Source organism: Micromonospora sp. U21, assembly GCF_018070045.1.
GTDB lineage: Bacteria > Actinomycetota > Actinomycetes > Mycobacteriales > Micromonosporaceae > Micromonospora.
In genome coordinates this window covers 26,611-47,329 of the sequence record NZ_JAGPYK010000028.1, presented here as the reverse complement: position 1 = coordinate 47,329, position 20,719 = coordinate 26,611, and the positions used below count along the sequence as shown (strand labels likewise).

The window sequence follows — 20,719 nt, the reverse complement described above, 5'->3', positions numbered from 1 at the left end:
CGGACCCCTCGGTGAAGAATGGTGTACCGGGGAGGGTGCTGCGACGGACCCGGGGGAGCAGGCGTGCTCGGAACCAGCCTCCTGGGCCGGCTTCGCGGCCGTGACCCGGGGGATGTCGTCCTGCGGCGCGCGGCACGGCTGACCCTCGTCGCCTCCACTGTCTTCTACGCCTGCCGCTACGGCGCGGACAGTCCGAAGCTCGCCACGTACGGTCTGTTCGGCGTGGTCGCCGCCGGGTCGTTCGCGCAGCTGCCCGGCCCTGCTCCCCAGCGGGCACGGATCCTCGTCACGTCGCTGCCGGCGGTCTGGGCCCTGATCGCCGCGGGCTCGCTGCTGGCCTGGAGCACCTGGGCGGCCGCCGGCGGCATGTTGGTCATCGGGTTCGTCGTGGCGTTCGCCGGGGTCGGCAATCCGCGCCTGGTGGGGCTGGCCAGCACGTTCCAGCTCTTCTACATCCTGGCGTCCTTTCCGCCGTACCAGCCGGACACCCTGCCGGAGCGGCTGGCGGGGGTCACGCTCGCCGTCGTGCTGCTCGCGGTTGCCGAGGTGTTCCTCTGGCCGGATCCGGTGCCGGTCACCTGCCGGCAACGACTCGCAAAGGCGGCGGACGGCGTCGCGGCGTTCCTCGACGCCACGGCGGACGCGCTGACCCACCCGACCGGTGGTCGGGACACTTGGCGCGAGCGGGCGTACGACGCGGTGGCCGGGCTCGCGTTGGGCCGCAATCCTCCGGCGTGGGCACCCACCGCGGCGGGCGCTCCGGACCGGGCGCTGCGAATCTGCGCGGCCGCGTTACGGGAAATGCTCGCCGAGGCGGAGCGGTTGGCGGCGGACGCTCCGCCGGAGCCGATTCCGGACCTGGCCGCGGCGCGGCTGCTGCGCTCGTGCGCCGTAGCGACCCGTGCCGCCGGCCGGAGCCTGTCGGCGGATGCGCCGCCGGTCGACCTCGGCGACCTGGACGCCGCGATCGGACGGGCCGAAGTGGCGTACCCCGTTGGAGAGGGCGACGGCCGCGCCGCGCCGGACGTACCCCGGTTGTGCCGGGACGCGACCGCGCTGGCCCTCGCCGCCCAGGTGCGTGTCCTCGCCGTCGGTACCCGGGTGGCCAACGGGTCGCGGCTCGACGGCGAGGATGCCTACTCGGGGCTGTTCGAGTACGCGCGGCACGGCCCATGGACGCTGTACTGGCGGCAGTTCCGCGCCCACCTGGCGCCCCGCTCGGCCCACCTGCACAGCTCGCTGCGGCTGGCCGTGGCGCTGGCCGTCGCCCGGGTGGCCGCCGGGCTGTTGCAGCTCACCCACGGCTTCTGGGTGCTCCTGGCGACCCTCACCGTCCTGCGCACCTCGGCGGCGAACACCCGCACGGAGCTGCGACCCGCCGTGCTGGGCACGATCGCCGGCGCCGTCGTCAGTGGTGGGCTGATGCTCGTCGTACAGGAGCCGATCGTCTACGCCATCGCGTTGCCGTTCACGCTGATGCTGGCCTTCGGCGTCGGTCGCCTGCTGGGGCCGGTCTGGCAGCAGGCGTTGTTCACGGTGCTGCTGACGTTCGTCTTCGCTCAGCTCGCCCCCGAAGGATGGCGACTCGCCGAGGCACGCCTGGTCGACGTCGTGCTCGGCGCCGTGATCGGCGTGCTCGCCGGAGTGGCGATGTGGCCGCACGGCGCGAGCCGCGACCTGCGGCGCAACGCCGCCCGCTACCTCGCGGCCTGCGCGGAGGTGGTGGAGCAGACCGTCCAGGCGGTGCTCGGCGGCCCCCCGCCCGATCGTGCGCTCGACCGGGTCCGCAGGAGCACGACCCTCGTCGACTCGTCCTACTGCCAGTACCACTCCGAGCGGCCCGATCCGCCGAACCGGCGCGTGGACTGGGACGCCGTCCTGGCCACCGGGCACCGCGCGGTGCCCGCCGCCGAGTCGCTGCTGCGCCGCAACCCACCCGGCTGCCTCGCCGGCTGGCCCGCGGCGGCGGCGTTGCTGCGCGACTCCGCAGGTCAACTGCGATCGGGGTACGACGACCTCGCCGACGAGGTCGCGCACGGCCGGCCGTCAGGCCCGGTGCCCGTGCCTACCAACTGCGTCGACGAACTCGACCGCGTCCGCCCGTTGCTGGGCGAGGTCGGCTCCCGGTCCTCGATCCGGCATCTGGTGGAGGTCGACCGGTGGCTCGCCGGCCTCGCCGACAGCCTCGCCCGGATCCGCCCGCCCGGTGGTGGTGACGCGTCTAGTCGAGGCGGGAAGTCGTGACGAGTCGCTCGGGCGGGCCGGTGGCGTCGGAAAGCCTCGATCGTGTGGGGCTCGGCCCGGCAGGATGCTCGTGAGCGGTATACCTGAGAGTCATCTTTATACCTCTGAGTCATCACGCTCGTCAGGGACCAGCCCGCCCGCGCGCGGCCGCCAGGTGACTCGGCCATGCGCCGCAGGCCGCCGGTCGCCGATTGGTCGTGCCCATCCCCGACCGTCCGGCCTAGCGTCGGAATCATGGAGATCGAGCAGGCGCAGAAGCTCTGGCAGCCGGAGCCCGGCTGGTTGAACACCGCCTCCTACGGGCTGCCGCCCGAGCCGGCCTGGACGGCGATGCAGGACGCCCTCGCCGCCTGGCGGGTCGGCCGCACGTCGTGGGAGGGCTGGGGTGACTCGGTGCAGCGCGCCCGAACCGCGTTCGCCGGCCTGATCGGGGTGCCGGGCGAGGACGTGGCGGTCGGCGCGACCGCCTCGCAGATGCTGGCGCCGGTCGCGGCGGCGCTGCCGGCCGGGTCGACCGTGGTGGTTCCCGAGATCGAGTTCACCTCGAACCTCTTCCCCTGGCTGGCCCAGGAGGAGCGGGGCGTCACGGTGCGCACCGTGCCGGCGGACAGACTGGCCGACGCGATCGACGCCGACACCGACCTGGTCGCGTTCAGCCTCGTGCAGTCGGCCGATGGCACCGTCGCGGCGTACGACGAGATCGTGGCCTCGGCCCGCGCACACGGCGCGTTGGTCGTGGTGGACGCGAGCCAGGCGTGCGGCTGGCTGCCGTTCGACGGGAGCCTGGCCGACGTGGTGGTGGTGAGTGGCTACAAGTGGGTGATGGGGCCGCGCGGCTGCGCGTACGCGTATCTGGCTCCGGTGTTGCGCGACCGGCTGCGCCCGGACGCCGCCGGCTGGTACGCGGGCCGCGACCCGCACGCTTCCTACTACGGCCCGCCGCTGCGGCTGGCCGACGACGCCCGCCGGTTCGACATCTCACCGGCCTGGTTCAGCTGGGTCGGTGCGGCGCCCGCACTGGAGCTGGTCGCCGAGATCGGCGTGCCGGCGATCCAGGCGCACGACGTGGCGCTGGCCAACCGGTTCCTGACCGGGCTGGGCCGGCCGCCGGGGGAGAGCGCCATCGTTACCGTCGACGTGCCCGACGCGGAGCGGAGACTGTCGGCGGCCGGCATCCGGGCGGCGGTACGCGCGGGCCGGGTCCGGGCCTCGTTCCACGTCTACTCGACCGAGGCCGACGTGGACGGCGCCCTCACGGCGTTGGCCGGCTGAGCCCGCCAACGGGCGGCCCACCGAAGCACCGGTGAGCCGGACCGGCCGGCCGTGCCCTGCGGGGTCACGGCCGGCCCGCGATCGCCGTGGTGGTCAGGAACAGACGCTCAGGTTCGCGGAGGTGTAGGAGAGCATTCCCCACTCCAGGTCGGGCCCGGCGGGGATGTCCCACCTGCCGTCCGCGCGCCGGCCGAAGTAGGCGAAGTTGGTGCCGAGCCCGTCGTAGTAGAACCATCTCTCGCCCTCGTAGAGGCGGAGGCGGGTGGCCGCCTTGGCGAAGGTTTTGGGACCGACGACGCCGTCGCTGACCAGACCTCGGTCGCGCTGCCACCGCTTGGTGGCGGCCGTCGTCGCCGGCCCGAACCGGCAGTCGACGCCGGAGGCGGCGAGGTAGCCCTCGGCCTTCAGGATCGTCTGCCACATGGCGACCACGTTGCTGTACGAGCGCGTCGACGCGGAGATGGGGCCCTCGTCCCCCCAGTCGTCGGTCCAGGTGCCCGAGCCCGCGACGTACCCCTGGCTCACGCTGGCGGACGCTGGTGCGACCGAGATGGCGACAGTGCCGATCGTGGCGACGACCATCGCCATCGCAGCGGCCCTGAATCGTAGGAACATGCGCATCCCCTCTGGCTGGGCGGGCGGGTTGTGCCGGAAACACGTTCGGCGGCCCTGTCCCGTTGCACGTCAGTCAGGAGGCGGACACTGCGGCTCAGGCGAGGTGGCCGCCGATTTTCGTGTACCCGCGCAGCAGGTCCCGCGAGATGATCAGGCGCTGCATCTCGTCGGTGCCCTCGAAGATCCGGTAGAGCCGGACCTGCCGGTACCAGCGCTCGATGGGCAGCTCACGGGTGTAGCCCATGCCGCCGTGGATCTGGAGCACCCGGTCGACCACCCGGTTGACCATGCCGGCGCCGTAGAGCTTGCCCATCGACGATGCGTGCCGGGGATCCATGCCCTGGTCGACCGTCCACGCCGACTTCAACACGAGCCAGCGGGCCGCCTCCAGCTCGGTCTCCGAGTCGGCGATCATCCACTGGATGGCCTGGTTGGTGCCGATCTTCGAGCCGAACGTCTCCCGGGTGTTGGCGTGGTCGATCGCCATCTGCAGGACCCGCTCGGCGATGCCGATGGCATGCGACGGAATGGTGTAGCGGCCCTTGCCGATCCACTCCATGCCCAGCGTGAAGCCCTGCCCGATCTCGCCGAGGATGTTGCGGTGCGGCACGCGGACGTCATCGAAGATCAGCGACGCGGGCCCGCCCTCGCCCATGGTCTGGATGAACTCCGAGCGCCAGCCCATCGACCGGTCGACCAGGAACGCGGTGGCGCCGCCGTTGCGGGCGCCCTTCTCCCGGTCGGTCACCGCCACCACGATGGCGAAGTCGGCGTCGTTGCCACCGGTGATGAACGTCTTCTCGCCGTCGAGGATCCAGTCGTCGCCGTCGCGGCGGGCCGACAGCCGGATGTTCGCCGCGTCCGAGCCGGCCCCCGGCTCGGTGATCGCGAAGCAGGAGCGCCGCTCGCCCTCGATGGTCGGGATGAGGAACTCCCGCTTCTGCTCCTCGGTGGCGTGGAACAGGATGTTGTCCGCCTCGCCGCCGAAGCGGAACGGTACGAACGTGTGGCCCAGTTCGGTCCAGATCAGCGACTGGAGCACGGCCGGCAGGTCCATCCCGCCGTACTCCTCCGGCGTGGCCAGGCCCCAGAAACCGAACTTGCGCGCCTTGAGTTGCAGCTCGCGCAGCTCGGAGTGGTCCAGGCCCGGCTGGTGCGCCCGCTCCCGCCGGAGCACCTCCGCCTCCAGCGGCATCACCTCGCGGCGGATGAACGACCGGACGGTGTCCCGCACCGCCCGCTCCTCGTCGGTCAGCGAAAAGTCCACGGTGGTCCTCCTGGCGTCGGTGCTGCCGGTCACCCTTAAACTAGCGGTGTAAGTTTTGCCGCGTCCAGACCCCACGGCCGAGACCGCGAGGAGCGCAGTGCCCCGACCACGCCAGCCCCGGCTCACCCGGCAGCTCATCGTCGAGACCGCCACCGCGGTGATCGACGCCGAGGGCCTGCCGGCGTTCTCCACCCGCCGGCTCGCCGCCGAGCTGGGCGTGCGCGGCCCCTCGCTCTACAACCACTTCGCCACCAAGGACGAGATCCTGGACGCGGTCGCCGACACGGTCACCGCCGCCGTCGACACCGGTGGCTTCGCCAGCCGGGACTGGGCCGCCGCGCTGCGCGACTGGGCCTGGTCGTACCGGCGGGCGCTCACCGCGCACCCGAACATCGTGCCGTACCTGGCCCAGGGGCCCGGGCGGCGGCCGGCCGCGCTGGCCATGGCCGACGCGGTCTACGGCGGGCTGGTGCGCGCCGGCTGGCCGCCGGCTCGGGCCACCCACATCGGCGCGGCGCTGCGCTACTTCGTGGCCGGGTCGGCGCTCGGGTCGTTCGCCCGCGGCTTCGTCGAGGATCCCGAGCTGTACGCCGCGCACTACCCGCACCTGCGCCAGGCCCACCGGCTCGCCGAGCACCAGCAGAGCGTGGACGAGGGCGCGTTCGCCCTCGGCCTGGACGCCCTGCTGCACGGCCTGGCCGCCGAGTACGCCCGCACCGTCGGCACCCTCGACCCGGTGGAGTCCGTCCGGCCCAGCGGGTAGCGTCGAAACTCCCAGCGCTAGTTTCATCGCCCATCGCCCACCCCCGAAGGGACGACATGGACCTCGCCGCCCCGCCGTCGCGGCTGCTGCCCGACGCCCTGCGCCTCCGGCGCCACCTGCACATCGCCGGCGAGTGGACCCGGTCCACCGGCGGCGACGTGATCGATGTGGAGAGCCCGAGCACCGGTGAGCTGATCGGGCAGGTGCCCGCCGGCACCCCGACGGATGTGGACCGGGCCGTGGCCGCGGCCCGTGCCGCCTTCCCCGGCTGGTCGGCCGCCGCCCCGGCCGAGCGTTCCGCGTGCCTGGACCGGCTGCACATCGCGCTCGCCGCGCGCGCCGACGACCTCGCCCGCACCATCGCCGTGGAGTTGGGTGCCCCGCTCAAGCTCGCCACCCGGGTGCAGGTCGGGCTACCACTGACCGTGCTGCGCGACCACGTCGCGCTCGCCGCGCGACCACCGGTCGAGGAGAGCATCGGCAACTCCCTCGTCGTCCGCGAGCCGATCGGCGTCGTCGGCGCCATCACCCCGTGGAACTACCCGCTGCACCAGGTGATGGCGAAGCTGGCCCCCGCGCTGGCCGCCGGCTGCACGGTGGTGCTCAAGCCCAGCGAGCTGACCCCGCTGACCGCGTACCTGCTCTTCGACGCGGTCACCGAGGCCGGGCTGCCGCCGGGTGTGCTCAACCTGGTCCCCGGCACCGGCCCGGTGGTCGGCGAGGCGCTCGCCGGGCACCCCGACGTCGACCTGGTCTCGTTCACCGGCTCCACCGCCACCGGTGCGCGGATCATGCGCCTCGCCGCCGACCGGATCGCCCGCGTCGCGCTGGAGTTGGGCGGCAAGTCCGCCAACGTGATCCTCCCCGACGCCGACCTGGCCACCGCGGTCAAGGTCGGCGTCGGCAACGCCCTGCTCAACTCCGGCCAGACCTGCACCGCGTGGACCCGGATGCTGGTGCACCGCGACCGGTACGCCGAGGCGCTCGACCTGATCGCCACGGCGGTGGCCGGCTACCGCCTCGGCGACCCATTCGACCCGGCCACCCGGCTCGGCCCCCTGGTCTCCGCGGCCCAGGCCGAGCGGGTCCGCGGCCACGTCGACCGGGCTCTCGCCGACGGCGCCCGGCTGGTCGCCGGTGGCCCGGACGCCCCGGTGCCCGCCCAGGGCCACTTCGTCGCCCCGACCGTCTTCGCCGACGTGCACCCGGACAGCGCGCTCGCCCAGCAGGAGGTCTTCGGGCCGGTGCTCGCCGTCATCCCGTTCGCCGACACCGACGAGGCGGTGGCCATCGCCAACAACTCGAAGTACGGGCTGGCCGGCGCGGTGTGGTCCGCCGACACCGACGCGGCGCTCGCGGTGGCCCGGCGGCTGCGTACCGGCGCCGTCGACATCAACGGCGCCCCGTTCAACCCGCTCGCCCCGTTCGGCGGCTACAAGCAGTCCGGCCTCGGCCGGGAGCTGGGCGTGCACGGGCTGGCCGAGTTCTGCGAGCTGAAGGCGATCCAGCGGTGAGCGGCGCTGAGCCGACGGCCGCGCCGGCGGGCGGCACCGAGCCGGCGGCCGTGCCGGTCACCGTCCGCGCGCTGGTCGCGCGCGGGTCCGGCGCCGACCTGCGGGTCGAGCGGGTACGCCTGCCCGCGCCCGGCCCCGGCGAGCTACGGGTGACGATCCGGGCGGCCGGCGTCTGCCATTCCGATCTGTCCATGGTGAACGGCACACTCGCCGCGAGGTTTCCGCTGGTGCTCGGGCACGAGGCGACCGGCGTGGTGGCCGAGACCGGGCCGGGCGTCCGGGTGGCGGTCGGCACTCCGGTGGTGCTCAACTGGGCGCCGGCCTGCCGGACCTGCTGGTGGTGTCAGCACGACGAGCCGTGGCTCTGCGCCGACACCACCGCCCCGACGATGCCGCGGGGCGAGACCGACGACGGTGTCCCGCTGCACCTGACCCTCGGCCTCGGCGCGCTCGCCGAGGCGGTCGTGGTGCCCGAGAGCGCCGTCATCCCGATCCCCGCCGGGCTGCCCCCCGAGCGGGCCGCCCTGCTCGGCTGTGCGGTGCTCACCGGCGCCGGCGCGGTCCGCAACACCGCCCGGGTGGCCACCGGCGAGTCCGTGGCGGTGATCGGGCTCGGTGGGGTCGGGCTCGCCGTGCTCACCGCCGCCCGCCGGGCCGGCGCCACGCCGATCCTCGCCGTCGACGTCGCCGAGGCGAAGCGGGACCTGGCGCTCGCCGCCGGCGCGACCGACTTCCTGCTCTCCGACGATCGGCTCTCCAAGGAGGTACGGGCGCGCACCGAGAGCCGGGGCGTCGACCACGCCTTCGAGTGCGTCGGCCGCGCCGCCACCATCCGCGCTGCCTGGCGGCTCACCCGGCGCGGGGGAGCGGTGACCGTGGTCGGCATGGGCGCGAAGGACGACATGGTCAGCTTCGGCGCGTTGGACATCTTCCACTCCGCGCGTACGCTGCGCTCCTCGGTGTACGGCTCGTCCGACCCGGACCGGGAGGTGCCCGAGCTGGCCCGGGCCGCACTCGACGGCACGCTGGACCTGTCACCGCTGGTCAGCGGGGTGGTCACCCTCGACGAGGCGCCGGCCGCGTTCGACCGGCTGGCCCGGGGCGAGGGCGCCCGCTGGGTGGTCAGCTTCCCGGACTGAGCCGCGGGTCGGCCGGCGACGGTCGTTTGATCAGCGCGGCGTAGCCGTCGAGGAGCCGTCGGTGACCCGGCCCCACCCGGAGCGGGTGGGCCGGTCCCGGTCACTTGCCGGTGACGATGCCCGGGTTGATGCACAGCCCCGGGTTGGCGCCGTTCTTCTCGGCGATCTCCAGGCAGCGGGTCACCTTGTCGACCTTCGCGTTGGTCTCGGTGATCTGCTTGGAGATCTCGGCGTTCTTGCGGTCCTGCTCCAGGTTGCGAGTCTGAGCGAGCTTGTCCTGGAAGGCCCGGATGTTGCCCTCGGTCTTCTCGTCGTGGTTCACCCGGGTGATGGTCACCGAGAGGATGTCCACGTCGGCGGCGAGCCGGGTGTCCGCGCTGGTCTTGATGTTCGTCGCGAAGGGCTTCAGGTCGACGTTGAGGTCACCGGTCTGGGCGTCGATCTTCTCCAGCGGGTTGTACGCGGCGAACGCGTCGTTGACCGCGCTGTCGAGCTGCACGCCCACCCGCTGGCCACGGAAGCTGGTGAAGTCTCCCTTGTAGTCCATGAACTGCTTCGGCGCGTTCTCCGGCTTGACCTGCCACTCGATGAGCACCTCGACGCAGGCGTCGGCGAGCGTGCCGGTGCGGACCCGCACGCAGTTGTTGCCGCCGATGTGGTCGTACTTCTGCCGGCCCGCGTCCCACTCGCCGACCTTCTGCCAGGGCGCCACCCACTTCAGGCCCGAGCCGGTCACCTCACCGGTGGGCTTGCCGAAGCTGGTGACGATGCCGACCGAGCGGATCGGTACGGAGTGGGCGCTGGAGGCGACGCCGATCAGCAGCGTGACGGCGAGGCAGCCGAGCGCCGCGAGGGCGGCCGTGCGCTTCACCGCGCTTCTCGGGGCGACGAGCGCCAGGACGGCGCAGACCGCCAGGGCGACGGCGAAGACGATCGCCATGGTGAAGCCGACAGGCATGGGTTGGGGGCCTTTCGATGGGCTGTGTGGATCATTAAATTAGGGGGCTCGGTCAAGTCGGTTACGTCGGGGAGTGGGGTCCGCACACGTCTCCTGCCGGCTGAATATGGATGCCATCGACATGGCTCGACTCGCAGGGCCGGCCGTAGGTTTCCTCCACGCGACGGCCCTGTGACCGCGGTCACCGATCGGACGTCGCCGCGACCCTGCGGAGGATGAGGCGATGACCGGGCAAGCGCTCCTGTCGGCCCGTGGGCTGACCCGAGACTTCCGGGGCTTCCGGGCGGTCGACGACGTCGATCTCGACGTCGCGCCGGAGAGTGTGCACGCGCTGGTCGGCCCCAACGGCGCCGGCAAGACCACCCTGTTCAACCTGCTCACCGGTTTCCTGCGGCCCAGCGGCGGGCGGATCGAGCTGGCCGGGCGGGATGTCACCGGGCTGCCACCGGAGCAGGTCGCCCGGCTCGGCGTGGCCCGCTCGTTCCAGATCACCAGCCTCTTTCCGCAGCTGTCCGCCCGTGAGCACGTCGCGCTGGCCCTCCAGTCGTCCAGCGGGCTGGGCTGGCGGTTCTGGCGCTCGGCGAAGCTGATGGGCCGTTACACCGAGCGGGCCGACGAACTGCTGGCCATGGTGGGGCTGGCCGAGCTGGCGGACGCCCCCTCCGAGGCGCTGGCGTACGGCCGCAAGCGGGCCCTGGAGCTGGCCATCGCCCTGGCGCTGGACCCGAAGGTGCTGCTGCTCGACGAGCCGACCGCCGGGATGGGGCTGGAGGACGTCGACCGCACCGTCGAGCTGATCAGCCGGGTCCGCCAGGGCCGGACCGTGGTGATGGTCGAGCACAACATGAGCGTGGTCGGCCGGCTCGCCGACACCGTCACCGTGCTCCAGGCCGGCAAGGTCCTCGTCGAAGGCCCGTACGAGCAGGTCCGCGCGGACGAGCGCGTGATCACCGCCTACCTGGGAGCCGCTGATGCTGCGCATTGAGAACCTGTCCGCCTGGTACGGCGAGGCGCAGGTGCTGCGGGACGTCAGCCTGGAGGTCGCCGCCGGCGAGGTGGTCACCCTGGTCGGGCGCAACGGCGCCGGCAAGTCCACCCTGCTGCGCTGCGTGATGGGGCTGCACTCCGGCCAGCGCGGCACGGTCGAGTTGGACGGGCGGGACGTCGGGAAGCTGCCGGCGCACCGGCGTGCCCGGCTCGGGCTGGGCTGGGTGCCCGACGACCGGGGCAGCTACGCCACGCTGACCGTGACCGAGAACCTCACCCTGCCGCCCCGGGTCGGCCCGGACCCGTGGTCGCTGGAGCGCGTGTACGAGGCGTTCCCAGCCCTCTACTCCCGGCGCGACTCCGCGGCCACCATGCTCTCCGGCGGTGAGCAGCAGATGCTCGCGCTGGCCCGGGTGCTGCGGATGGGCGCCCGGCTGCTGCTCTGTGACGAGCCCACCGAGGGGCTCTCTCCACTGTTGGTGCAGCAGGTCGGTGACCTGCTGCGGGAAGCCAAGCGGCACGGGGTGACCGTGCTGCTGGTCGAACAGAACCTGCACTTCGCCACCGGCGTCGCCGACCGGCACTACCTGCTGGCCGAGGGACGCGTCGCCGAGGCGATGGACAACTCCGAGGTGCGCTCGCGGGAACGCGAGCTGCTGGCGTACCTCGGGATCTGAATTGTCTCAACGACGACCCGCGCGATGAGGCGCGGAATGGATGGAGTGAGCATGCGCAGGACGGTGGGTGTGGCCGCGGCGTCGGCCGCGGTGGTGCTGGTCGCCGGTTGCGGCGGCGGTGGACCCCAGTCGGGCGGCGACCAGAAGCTGACCGGCGACAAGATCGTGCTGGGCGTGCTCAACGACCAGTCCGGGGCGTATTCGGAGCTGTCCGGGAAGAACTCGGTCACGGCGGTGGAGATGGCCATCGCCGACTTCACCGCCAAGTACGGCGACAAGGCGGTGACCAAGGACATCACCGTGGAGACCGCCGATCACCAGAACAAGCCGGACGTGGCCAACTCCAAGGCCCAGGAGATGTACGACCGCAAGGGCGTCGACCTGATCCTGGACGTGCCCACCTCGTCGGCGGCGTTGAAGGTCGCCGACGTGGCGAAGGAGAAGAAGAAGCTCTACTTCAACATCGGGGCGGCGACCACCGACCTGACCGGCAAGAGCTGCAACAAGTACACCTTCCACTACGCCTACGACACGTACATGCTGGCCAATGGCACCGGGAAGACCACGACCGAGCAGATCGGCAAGAACTGGTACATCCTGTACCCGAACTACGCCTTCGGTCAGGACATGGAGAAGAGCTTCTCCACCGCGATCACGGCGGCCGGCGGGAAGGTCGTCGGCAAGGACGGCGCGCCGTTCCCGAACACCAGCGGCGACTTCTCCACCTTCCTGCTCAAGGCGCCGACGCTGACCCCGAAGCCGGACGTGCTCGGCACGATGCAGGCCGGCGCGGAGCTGGTCAACGTGGTGAAGCAGTACAACGAGTTCAAGCTGCGCGACAAGGGCGTCGGCCTGGCGGTGGGGCTGATGTTCCTCACCGACATCCACTCGCTCACCCCGGCCGCGCTGGCCGGTACCACCTACACCGACGCCTGGTACTGGAACTTCGACGCGAAGAACCGGGAGTTCGCCGACCGGTTCCAGCAGAAGGCCGGCACCCGGCCGACGTTCGCGCACGCGGCCAACTACTCCGCCGCCTTGCAGTACCTGGAGGCGGTGCAGGCGGCCGGCACCGACGACGCGGACGCCGTCGTCAAGGGCCTGGAGGGCAAGACGGTCGAGGACGTCTTCCTGCGCAACGGCAAGATCCGCGCCGAGGACCACCGGGTGGTGCACGACGCGTACCTGGCCCAGGTGAAGCCGCAGTCCGAGGTGACCGAGCCGTGGGACTACGTCAAGGTGCTCAAGACGATCCCCGCCGCGGACTGGCGTTCCGCGCGCCTTCCGCTGACTGCAAGCTGTGAGCGTGTGACGCTGTGAGCGGATTCGCGCAGAACACGTTCAACGGGTTGGTGAGCGGGGCGTTCTACGCCCTGCTCGCCCTCGGGCTCGCGGTCATCTTCGGCATGCTGCGGGTGGTCAACTTCGCCCACGGCGCGTTCTACATGCTCGGCGCGTTCGGCGCGTACGTACTGCTCACCGAGGCGGGCGTGCCGTTCTGGGCGGCCCTGGTGATCATGCCGGTGGGGCTGGGTCTGCTGGGCATGGCGCTGGAACGCGCGGTGATCCACCGGTTGACCCGGCTCGACCCGCTCTACAACTTCCTGCTCACCTTCGGCCTGACGCTGATCCTGCAGGACCTGGTGAAGTTGCGCTACGGCGTGCAGTCCAGCCCGTACGCCACCCCGTCGCTGTTGAGCGGGACGGTGAACTTCGGACTCTTCGACTTCCCGACCTACCGGGTGTTCATCCTCGGTTTCGCGCTGCTGCTCTGCGTTGCCGTGTGGTGGGTGCTCACCCGGACCCGGATCGGCATGGTGGTCCGCGCCGCCACCGAGCGGCCCGACCTGACCCGGGCGTTCGGTATCGACGTCGGACGCTGGGTGACCCCGGTCTTCGGCTTCGGCATCGGGCTGGCCGGGCTGGCCGGTGTGCTGGCCGCGCCGATGCGCGCGGTCAACCCGCTGATGGGCGCGGACCTGATCATCGTGGTCTTCGCGGTGGTGGTGATCGGCGGGCTGGGCTCGATCTTCGGCTCGGTCGCCGCCGGCTTCGGCATCGGCCTGGTCCAGGCGTGGGGCGAGGCTTACCTGTCCAACTTCCCGATCGTGTCGCAGACGATCGTCTTCATCGTGATGGCCGTCGTGCTGCTCTGGCGCCCGGCCGGCCTGTTCGGTCGTGAGGAGGCGCCGGCATGACCAGCACCGTGGACACCCCGGCCGACGTACCCCGAGCCACGCCGCCGTCCGGGCTGGTCGCCGTGGCCCGTGCCCCCGGTTGGGTTCGGTACGCGCTGCTCGCCGTCGGGCTGGCCGCCGCGGCCTGGCTGCCCAACGGCCTCTATCCGGCGGTTGCGGTGGACATCCTCTGCTGGGCGCTGTTCGCCGTCGCGGTGGACCTGCTGCTCGGCTTCACCGGGCTGATGTCGTTCGGGCACGCCGCGTTCTGGGGCACCTCGGCGTACGTCACCGGGTTGGTGGCGATCCACGCCGGCCTGCCGTTCCCGCTCGCGGTGCTGGCCGGGGCGCTGGCCGCGGCCGTGCTGGCGGTGCCGATCGGCTACCTGGCGGTCAAGCGGACCGGCATCTACTTCGCCATGGTGACGCTGGCCTTCGCGCAGATGGTCTACTACGTCGCCAACGAGTGGCGCTCGGTGACGCAGGGCGAGAACGGCCTGCAGGGGGTGCCCCGCGAGCTGTTCGGCTGGGACCTCACCGACGACTACTACTTCTACTACGCGATCCTGCCGATCGTGCTGCTCGGGCTGGCCGCCGCCTGGCGGATCGTGCACTCGCCGTTCGGCCGGGTGCTGGTCGGCATCCGGGACAACCCGGCCCGGGCCCGAGCGCTGGGCTACCCGGTGCACCGCTACAAGCTCACCGCGTTCGTGCTCTCCGGGTTCATCGCCGGTCTCGGCGGCGGGCTGTTCGCGGTCGGCCACCGGTTCGTCTCGTTGGACGTGCTGCACTGGACCACCTCCGGCAAGGCGGTCATCGTGGTGGTGCTCGGCGGGATCGGCACCCTCTGGGGTGGCGTGCTCGGCGCCGGGATCGTGGTCCGGCTGGAGGACTGGCTCTCGTTCTCCGGGTTCGAGGCGATCGGCCTGGTCACCGGCGGCATCTTCGTCCTGGTCGTGGTGTTGTTCCGGCGCGGCATCTGGGGCAGCGCCGCCGCGCTGGCCCGCCGGCTGGTGGCGCGCCGCCGGTAAATCTCCGCGCGGGCGCATCCGCCGCGCGCCCTCGTGGCGTACCCCGGGGTAGGGAAAACTACCCGGGGGTACGTCTGGTGCTGACCGATCCGATGCCGGCGGAGGCCGTGGAGATCGCGCACAAGCTGGTCTCGCTGGCGGCCGAGGACCTGGACGGCAACCGTGTCGCCACGATGATGCTGGAGCTGGCCGGAGAGTGGGGTGTGCCGGCGCTCTGGGAGCAGGTCTGCCAGCCGCTGCTGGCCCGGCTGACGGGGGGCGCCGGCGAGATCGCCGTCGAGCACGCTCTCTGTGTGGGCGTGCGGGTCGGGCTGGACGTGTACCGGCGGGAGCCGGGGCGGTCGCTGCGAACCGGCGGGGTGCTGCTGGCCGGCGCCGAGCGGGAGGCGCACTGCCTCGGCCTTGACGCGCTCGCCGCCGCGCTGCGCGAGCAGGGTCATGGGTGCCTGCATCTCGGCCCAGCGCTGCCGTGGGCCGCGCTGACCAGCGCGGTGTACCGGGCCCGCCCGAGCATCGTCGTGCTCTGGTCGCAGACGCCCGTCACCGGCCGCGCGTACCGCCTGGTGCGCTTCGCCCGGGACTTCCCGCTGCTGCGGGTGTACGGCGCCGGGCCCGGCTGGATCGAGCCGCTCACCGCGCCGGCGGCCCACCTGCGCACGCTGCCGGCCGCCGTGGCCGCCTGCCTGGCCGCCCCGCGACCAGGCTGATTGCGTCACGCTCGCCAGCGAAGGAGCCGATGGTCAGCCCCCACCCTTTGCTCTGCTTCAACCGACGCAACACTCACGGCCCACAACCGTTGCGCGGGTTGAAGCAGAGCAAAGGCGGCAGCGAGTGCCGCCGCCGGTTCTGATGCCGACCGCGGATGGCGGAAGTGGGCGCCCGAATGGGCGTGACGCCGACCACATACGATACGGATCGGTTCCGTATCGTTAATGCCGGTCGTAGTCTGTCCGCAGTTACGAGTCTGGCCCGTATCGTATTGCGCTGCGGGTGAACCGGGGGGAGAACCGGCGCATGGAGCTGCACGACAACACCGGACATCCGAGGAGGTGGGCGATCCTGGGGGTGCTGGTGATCAGCCTCCTCGTCGTCGTCCTCGACAACACGATCCTCAACGTCGCCCTGCGTACGCTGGCCGACCCGGTGCACGGCCTCGGCGCCAGCCAGGGCCAGCTGGAGTGGGCCATCAACTCCTACACGCTGGTCTTCGCCGGGCTGCTGTTCACCTTCGGGGTGCTCGGCGACCGCGCCGGCCGCAAGCGCTTCCTGATGATCGGGCTGGCGCTGTTCGGCCTGGCGTCGCTGCTCTCCGCGTACGCCCAGAGCCCCGCCCAGCTGATCGCGGCCCGCGCCCTGATGGGGGTCGGCGGCGCGGCCATCATGCCGGTGACGCTGTCGATCATCTCCAACGTCTTCGACCCGCGTGAGCGTGGCCGCGCCATCGGCGTCTGGGCCGGGGCGGTCGGGCTCGCGGTGGCGATCGGCCCGATCCTCGGCGGCGCGCTGCTGGAGCACTTCTGGTGGGGCTCGGTCTTCCTGATCAACGTGCCGGTGGTCGTCGCCGGCGTGGTCCTGGTCGCCCTGCTGGTCCCCGAATCGCGCGACCCGCGCCCGGGCCGGGTCGACGTGCTCGGCGTCCTGCTCTCCGTGGTCGGCCTGGTCGCCCTCTCCTACGGCATCATCGACGGCGGCGAGCACGGCTTCGGCCGACCGGTGGCCTGGGGCTCGATCCTGGTCGGCCTGGCGGTGCTGGCCTGGTTCGTGCAGCACGAGCGGCGCAGCGACCACCCGTCGCTGGACGTCCGGCTGTTCCGCCTGCCCCGGTTCGCCGCGCCGGTGGCCATCGTCGGCCTGGTGTTCTTCGCCGCGATGGGCGTGATGTTCTTCAGCTCGTTCTACCTGCAACTGGTACGCGACTACAGCCCGCTGCAGACCGGCCTGCTCTTCCTGCCCTTCGCCGGCGCCCAGCTGATCTTCGCGCCCCGCAGCGCCGCCATGGTCCGCCGCTACGGCGGCCGGGCGGTCGCGACCGTCGGGCTGGCGCTGACCGCGGGGGCACTGGCCGCCTTCGCTTTCATCGGCGCGTCCACCCCGATCTGGGTCGTGCTGGTCGTCTTCTTCTTCCAGGGCGTCGGAATGGCCAACATCATGCCGCCGGCAACCGAGTCGATCATGTCGGCGCTGCCCCGCGAGAAGGCCGGCGTGGGCTCCGCGGTCAGCAACACCGTCCGCCAGGTTGCCGGTGCGCTCGGCGTGGCGGTCCTCGGCTCGGTGCTCTCCGCGGTCTACCGGGCCGACGTGGACGGCGCGTTGACCGGCCTTCCCGCGCAGGCCCGTGACGCGGCCAACGAGTCGATCTCCGGGGCGTACGCGGCGGCCGGGCAGCTCGGCCCGGCGGGGCCGGCGCTGATCTCGGCGGCCAACGACGCCTTCGTCACCGCCATGCACTGGGCGGCGGCGCTCTCCGCGGTGGTCGCCGCGCTCGGCATCCTGGTGGTGCTGCGCTGGATGCCCGGCCGGGAGGCCGTGGCGGACGCGCCGGCGGCGCCGGTCGCCGAGCCCGAGTTGGCCGGGACGGCCTAGGTTCGGGGACAATGTCCGACATGACGTCCACTGCCGATGCTCCGCGGTCGCCCGGGCGACCGCGGAGCCTCCGCGCCGATGAGGCGATCGTCGAGGCCACCCTCGACCTGCTCGCCGAGGGCAGCACCATCGAGGCGCTCTCGATCGAGGCGATCGCCGCCCGCGCCGGGGTCGGCAAGGCCACCATCTACCGCCGCTGGGCCGGCAAGGACGCACTGCTGCTGGACGCGCTGCGCCGGCTCAAGGGCATCCTGCCGCAGCCGGAGGGGCACTCCGTCCGCGATGACCTGGTACTGCTCGTCGGCGCGATCGGGAAGAACGTCGACCCGCGGGCCGCGAAGATCATGCCCTGCCTGGTGCCCGCGGTGAACCGCAGCCCCGACCAGTTCCAGCTCTACCAGAACATCATCGCCCCGCGCCGGCAGCTGATGCGCGAGGTGTTGCGGCGCGGCATCAGCGAGGGCCTGCTCCGGCCGGACATCGACCTGGAGGTGACGATGGCGCTCCTGACCGGGCCGATGCTGATCCAGCGGGTGCTGCAATGGAACCCGGTGCTGGACGAGCAGACCCTGCCGGGGCAGGTCGTCGACACCGTCCTGGCAGGCATCCAGACCCCCTGACCCGCCCCCGCCCGCCCGCCGCCCGCCCCCAATCGCGTCGATCTAGGAAATATCGTTGTTGTTGGAGATCAAGGAGCGGCGATCTGCCCTAGATCGACGCGGTGGGGGTGGGCGGCCGGTGGTCAGCCGGCCGGCGCGCGCAGCCGGTGCAGGCGCAGTGCCAGCTGCACCTCCAGCGCCCGCTCGGGCTTCTGCCAGTCGGCGCCGAGCAGCTGCCCGACCCGCTCCAACCGCTGGGTCACCGTGTTGACGTGCACGTGCAGCTGCTCGGCGGCGCGGGCCAGGCTGCCGCCCACCCCGAAGTACGCCTCCAGCGTCTTCACCAGCGCCGTGCCCCGCCGGGCGTCGTAGTCGAGCACCGGCCCGACGGTGGCGGTGAGGAACTGGGCCACGTCCTTCTCGCCCCGGTCACCGACCGTGCCCAGCAGCAACCCGACGAAGCCCAGCTCCGCCGTGCTCGCCCCCTGGCCGGAGCGGCCCAGCGCGCCCAGCGCGGTGAGGCAGCGGTCCGCCTCGTGGAACGTGCCGGCCAGCGTCGCCGGCCCGGCCGACGGGCCGCTCGCCCCGGCGGTCACCGGCCGGCCGGTCACCCGGGACAGGTCCCGGGCCACCGAGCGGGCACTGCCGCCGGCGTCCCGCCCGGGCAGCATCAGCACCACCCGACCGTCGCGCGCCGCCGCCAGCCCACCCCGCGCCGAGGCGTACGTGGTGGCCCAGGAGAGCACCCGCTGCCGGGCCGACCCGGTGGCCGCGATCGCGTCGTCGCCCACCGCCACCAGCACGTGCGGGGCGTCCAGATCCACCCCGAGGCGGCGGGCGCGGCTGCGCAGCGCGTCGGTGTCCCGCAGCGGCCGGGCGATCAGGTCGTCCAGCAGCTCGCCGCGAACCCGACCCTCCGCCTCCGCGACCGTGCGCCGGAACAACAGCAGCAGAGCGGTCACCAGCGCGGCCCGCTCCAGAATCCGCTGGTCGGCGTCGACCAGCTCGTCGTCCGGGCGCAGCACCAGGGCGCCCAGGTTCTCCGCGCCCGCCACCACCGCCGCGTACCAGAGCGGGCCCCGGCGCACGCTGCGCCCCTCCGTCCGGGACGCGGCCACCGCCTCGACGATGTCCGCCCGGTCCGGCTCGTCGATCTCGCCGACGCGGGCCAGCAGCCGCCCCTCGGCGTCCAGCGCCAAAAGCGCGCCGTCCAGCACCTCGGTCACCGCGGCCGCCACGTCCTCCACCCCGCCGCCGCGCAGCACCAGCGCGGTCATCCGGTCGTGCGCCGCCGCGGCCCGCTCCACCGAGCTGCTGTGCGCCCGGATGGTGGTGTTCGCCGCCGACAGCTCGGCCAGCGCCGAGCGGGTCTCGGCCAGCAGCCGGGCGGTGTCGATCGCCACGGCTGCGTGCGCGGCGAGGGAGACCAGCAGCGCCACCTCCTCCCGGGCGAACGGCCGGGCCGAGCGGTTGGCCGAGTAGAGCACCCCGATCGAGGTGGAGCCGAGCCGCAGCGGCACCCCGAGGATCGCCACCAGGCCCTCCTCGCCGACCCCGGCGTCGATCTCGCCGGTGTGGTGGAAGCGCTCGTCCTCGCCGTAGTTGGCGGTGACGTACGGCGCGCCGGACTGGGCCACCAGGCCGCCGAGGCCGGCGCCCATCGGCAGCCGCAGTCGCTGGAAGCGGGCCGAGACCGACCCGTCGGTCACCCGCATGTAGGTGTCGCCGCGCTCGTCGTCGTTGAGCGTCATGTAGGCCACGTCGGCGCCGAGCAGGTTGCGGGCCCGGTGCACGATCGCCCGCAGCACGTCGTCCAGGTCGCGCAGCCCGGCCAGGTCGCTGACCGTGTCGTACAGGCCGGACAGCTCAGTCTCCCGGCGGCGCCGGCGCTCCAGCAGCGCGCGGACCCGCAGCGCCACCGTCTTCGCCTGCTCCAGCTCGGCCAGCCGGTCGGCGGGCAGCCCGGCAGCCCGCGCGGCCACCAGCGGTCCCTCGAACTCGACCGCCGCGGCCTCGCGGGCGAGCAGTTCCAGGAACTCCACCGGCGACGACATGGTCGACATTGTGCTCAGCCCCACTAGTTGGCCGTCCAGCCCCCGTCGAGCGCGATCGACGCGCCGGTGATGAAGGCCGCCGGCGGCGAACAGAGGTACGCCAACAGCTCCGCCACCTCCTCCGGTTCGATCAACCGCTTGATCGCGGCCCGGGCCAGCATGATCTTCTCGATCACCTCGGCCTCGCCGATGCCGTGGCTGGCCGCCTGGTCGGCGATCTGGCTCTCCACCAGCGCGGTGCGCACGTACGCCGGGTTGATGCAGTTGGCGGTCACGCCGTGCGCCGCACCCTCCAGCGCCACCACCTTCGACAACCCCTCCAGCGCGTGCTTCGCCGAGACGTAGGCCGCCTTGTACGGCGACGCCCGCAGCCCGTGCACCGAGGAGATGTTGACGATCCGGCCCCAACCACGCGCGTACATGTGCGGCAGCGCGCGGCGGATGATCAGGAACGGCGCCTCGACCATCACCCGCTGGATGTACTCGAATCGCTCCACGGGAAAGTCCTGCACCGGCGCCACGTGCTGGAGCCCGGCGTTGTTCACCACGATGTCCACGTCCACGTCGAGGCGGTCCACCGCGACGGCGTCGGCCAGGTCCACACCCTCGGCCCGGCCACCGGCCTCGGCGGCCACCGCCTTGGCCGCCTCCAGGTTGCGGTCCAGCACGAGCACCTTGGCGCCGGCCGCGCCCAGCCGCAGGGCGCACGCCCGCCCGATGCCGCTGCCGCCCCCGGTGACCAGGGCGGTCCGACCGGCGAGGTCGACCTGTACGACGTGGGGGACCGCCACGGGTTCTGCCGTCATGGCGCAAGAAGTTACGAGCTGTGTGGCCCCGGG

The 20,719-nt window shown here is 72.5% G+C and carries 17 protein-coding genes and 1 pseudogene; 13 read left to right on the top strand and 5 right to left on the bottom strand.

Annotation, left to right across the window (positions count from 1 at the left end; translation table 11 throughout):
- Window positions 1-63: 63 nt before the first annotated feature.
- Entirely contained in the window at window positions 64-2,244 is a 2,181-nt protein-coding gene (locus KBX63_RS27330) for an FUSC family protein (RefSeq protein ID WP_210916172.1), read from the top strand.
- Between the two features lie 234 nt (window positions 2,245-2,478).
- On the top strand, window positions 2,479-3,516 hold the full coding sequence (locus tag KBX63_RS27325; RefSeq protein WP_210916171.1) for an aminotransferase class V-fold PLP-dependent enzyme: 1,038 nt from the start codon (window positions 2,479-2,481) through the stop codon (window positions 3,514-3,516).
- Between the two features lie 93 nt (window positions 3,517-3,609).
- Here KBX63_RS27325 and KBX63_RS27320 read toward each other — a convergent pair whose 3' ends face one another.
- Window positions 3,610-4,104, bottom strand: coding sequence for a peptidoglycan-binding protein (locus KBX63_RS27320; protein ID WP_210916170.1), 495 nt, complete (start codon window positions 4,102-4,104; stop codon window positions 3,610-3,612).
- A 121-nt stretch (window positions 4,105-4,225) separates the two neighbouring features.
- The gene (locus tag KBX63_RS27315; protein WP_210916169.1) at window positions 4,226-5,398 is read right to left on the bottom strand and encodes an acyl-CoA dehydrogenase family protein; all 1,173 of its coding nucleotides are present in this window, start codon (window positions 5,396-5,398) and stop codon (window positions 4,226-4,228) included.
- A 97-nt stretch (window positions 5,399-5,495) separates the two neighbouring features.
- Here KBX63_RS27315 and KBX63_RS27310 point away from each other — a divergent pair, with 97 nt between their 5' ends.
- Genes KBX63_RS27310 through KBX63_RS27300 form a run of 3 tightly spaced genes read left to right on the top strand, consistent with a single transcriptional unit; the run spans window position 5,496 to window position 8,814 of the window.
- A complete protein-coding gene (locus KBX63_RS27310; protein ID WP_210916168.1) occupies window positions 5,496-6,161 on the top strand; it encodes a TetR/AcrR family transcriptional regulator C-terminal domain-containing protein in 666 nt (221 codons plus the stop codon).
- Window positions 6,162-6,217: 56 nt separating this feature from the next.
- A complete protein-coding gene (locus KBX63_RS27305) occupies window positions 6,218-7,675 on the top strand; it encodes an aldehyde dehydrogenase family protein (RefSeq protein ID WP_210916165.1) in 1,458 nt (485 codons plus the stop codon).
- Window positions 7,676-7,725: 50 nt separating this feature from the next.
- Window positions 7,726-8,814, top strand: coding sequence for an alcohol dehydrogenase catalytic domain-containing protein (locus KBX63_RS27300; protein WP_210916235.1), 1,089 nt, complete (start codon window positions 7,726-7,728; stop codon window positions 8,812-8,814).
- A 100-nt stretch (window positions 8,815-8,914) separates the two neighbouring features.
- Here the strand turns inward: KBX63_RS27300 and KBX63_RS27295 are convergent, their stop codons facing one another.
- Complete coding sequence (locus tag KBX63_RS27295; RefSeq protein ID WP_210916162.1) at window positions 8,915-9,772, bottom strand: SPFH domain-containing protein; 858 nt, start codon at window positions 9,770-9,772, stop codon at window positions 8,915-8,917.
- Between the two features lie 223 nt (window positions 9,773-9,995).
- Here KBX63_RS27295 and KBX63_RS27290 point away from each other — a divergent pair, with 223 nt between their 5' ends.
- The 8 genes and pseudogenes from KBX63_RS27290 (at window position 9,996) to KBX63_RS27255 (ending at window position 17,847) form a co-directional block, all read left to right on the top strand.
- Window positions 9,996-10,757 carry an ABC transporter ATP-binding protein gene (locus tag KBX63_RS27290; RefSeq protein WP_210916160.1) on the top strand — a complete coding sequence of 254 codons (762 nt, stop codon included), beginning with the start codon at window positions 9,996-9,998 and terminating at the stop codon, window positions 10,755-10,757.
- Window positions 10,744-11,436 carry an ABC transporter ATP-binding protein gene (locus tag KBX63_RS27285; protein WP_074318527.1) on the top strand — a complete coding sequence of 231 codons (693 nt, stop codon included), beginning with the start codon at window positions 10,744-10,746 and terminating at the stop codon, window positions 11,434-11,436. Before KBX63_RS27290 ends, KBX63_RS27285 begins: the two co-directional genes overlap by 14 nt.
- 51 nt (window positions 11,437-11,487) lie before the next feature.
- Window positions 11,488-12,740 (top strand): annotated as a pseudogene (locus KBX63_RS27280) (ABC transporter substrate-binding protein).
- 12 nt (window positions 12,741-12,752) lie between these two features.
- Window positions 12,753-13,634: a branched-chain amino acid ABC transporter permease gene (locus tag KBX63_RS27275; protein WP_210916159.1), complete on the top strand. Its 882-nt coding sequence runs from the start codon at window positions 12,753-12,755 to the stop codon at window positions 13,632-13,634.
- Window positions 13,631-14,644, top strand: a complete 1,014-nt coding sequence (locus KBX63_RS27270) for a branched-chain amino acid ABC transporter permease (protein ID WP_210916158.1) — start codon at window positions 13,631-13,633, stop codon at window positions 14,642-14,644. The genes KBX63_RS27275 and KBX63_RS27270 overlap by 4 nt, the downstream gene beginning before the upstream one ends.
- A gap of 77 nt (window positions 14,645-14,721) precedes the next feature.
- Window positions 14,722-15,351 (top strand): transcriptional regulator, encoded by a 630-nt coding sequence (locus KBX63_RS27265; RefSeq protein WP_307871864.1) that lies wholly within the window; start codon window positions 14,722-14,724, stop codon window positions 15,349-15,351.
- Between the two features lie 307 nt (window positions 15,352-15,658).
- Window positions 15,659-17,227: an MFS transporter gene (locus KBX63_RS27260; protein ID WP_210916157.1), complete on the top strand. Its 1,569-nt coding sequence runs from the start codon at window positions 15,659-15,661 to the stop codon at window positions 17,225-17,227.
- An 11-nt stretch (window positions 17,228-17,238) separates the two neighbouring features.
- The gene (locus tag KBX63_RS27255; protein WP_210916156.1) at window positions 17,239-17,847 is read left to right on the top strand and encodes a TetR/AcrR family transcriptional regulator; all 609 of its coding nucleotides are present in this window, start codon (window positions 17,239-17,241) and stop codon (window positions 17,845-17,847) included.
- 122 nt (window positions 17,848-17,969) lie between these two features.
- Here the strand turns inward: KBX63_RS27255 and KBX63_RS27250 are convergent, their stop codons facing one another.
- Window positions 17,970-19,889 carry a helix-turn-helix domain-containing protein gene (locus KBX63_RS27250; protein ID WP_210916154.1) on the bottom strand — a complete coding sequence of 640 codons (1,920 nt, stop codon included), beginning with the start codon at window positions 19,887-19,889 and terminating at the stop codon, window positions 17,970-17,972.
- Window positions 19,890-19,903: 14 nt separating this feature from the next.
- Entirely contained in the window at window positions 19,904-20,686 is a 783-nt protein-coding gene (locus tag KBX63_RS27245) for a 3-hydroxybutyrate dehydrogenase (RefSeq protein WP_210916152.1), read from the bottom strand.
- Between the last annotated feature and the right edge of the window lie 33 nt (window positions 20,687-20,719).

What these genes read in the sequence shown, in the direction of transcription:
- KBX63_RS27290 (WP_210916160.1), top strand. Translation starts at nt 9,996, where the DNA reads ATGACCGGGCAAGCGCTCCTGTCGGCCCGTGGGCTGACCCGAGACTTC.
- KBX63_RS27245 (WP_210916152.1), bottom strand. Translation starts at nt 20,686, where the DNA reads ATGACGGCAGAACCCGTGGCGGTCCCCCACGTCGTACAGGTCGACCTC.
- KBX63_RS27270 (WP_210916158.1), top strand. Translation starts at nt 13,631, where the DNA reads ATGACCAGCACCGTGGACACCCCGGCCGACGTACCCCGAGCCACGCCG.
- KBX63_RS27325 (WP_210916171.1), top strand. Translation starts at nt 2,479, where the DNA reads ATGGAGATCGAGCAGGCGCAGAAGCTCTGGCAGCCGGAGCCCGGCTGG.
- KBX63_RS27320 (WP_210916170.1), bottom strand. Translation starts at nt 4,104, where the DNA reads ATGGCGATGGTCGTCGCCACGATCGGCACTGTCGCCATCTCGGTCGCA.
- KBX63_RS27260 (WP_210916157.1), top strand. Translation starts at nt 15,659, where the DNA reads ATGGAGCTGCACGACAACACCGGACATCCGAGGAGGTGGGCGATCCTG.
- KBX63_RS27255 (WP_210916156.1), top strand. Translation starts at nt 17,239, where the DNA reads ATGTCCGACATGACGTCCACTGCCGATGCTCCGCGGTCGCCCGGGCGA.
- KBX63_RS27250 (WP_210916154.1), bottom strand. Translation starts at nt 19,889, where the DNA reads ATGTCGACCATGTCGTCGCCGGTGGAGTTCCTGGAACTGCTCGCCCGC.
- KBX63_RS27305 (WP_210916165.1), top strand. Translation starts at nt 6,218, where the DNA reads ATGGACCTCGCCGCCCCGCCGTCGCGGCTGCTGCCCGACGCCCTGCGC.
- KBX63_RS27295 (WP_210916162.1), bottom strand. Translation starts at nt 9,772, where the DNA reads ATGCCTGTCGGCTTCACCATGGCGATCGTCTTCGCCGTCGCCCTGGCG.
- KBX63_RS27285 (WP_074318527.1), top strand. Translation starts at nt 10,744, where the DNA reads ATGCTGCGCATTGAGAACCTGTCCGCCTGGTACGGCGAGGCGCAGGTG.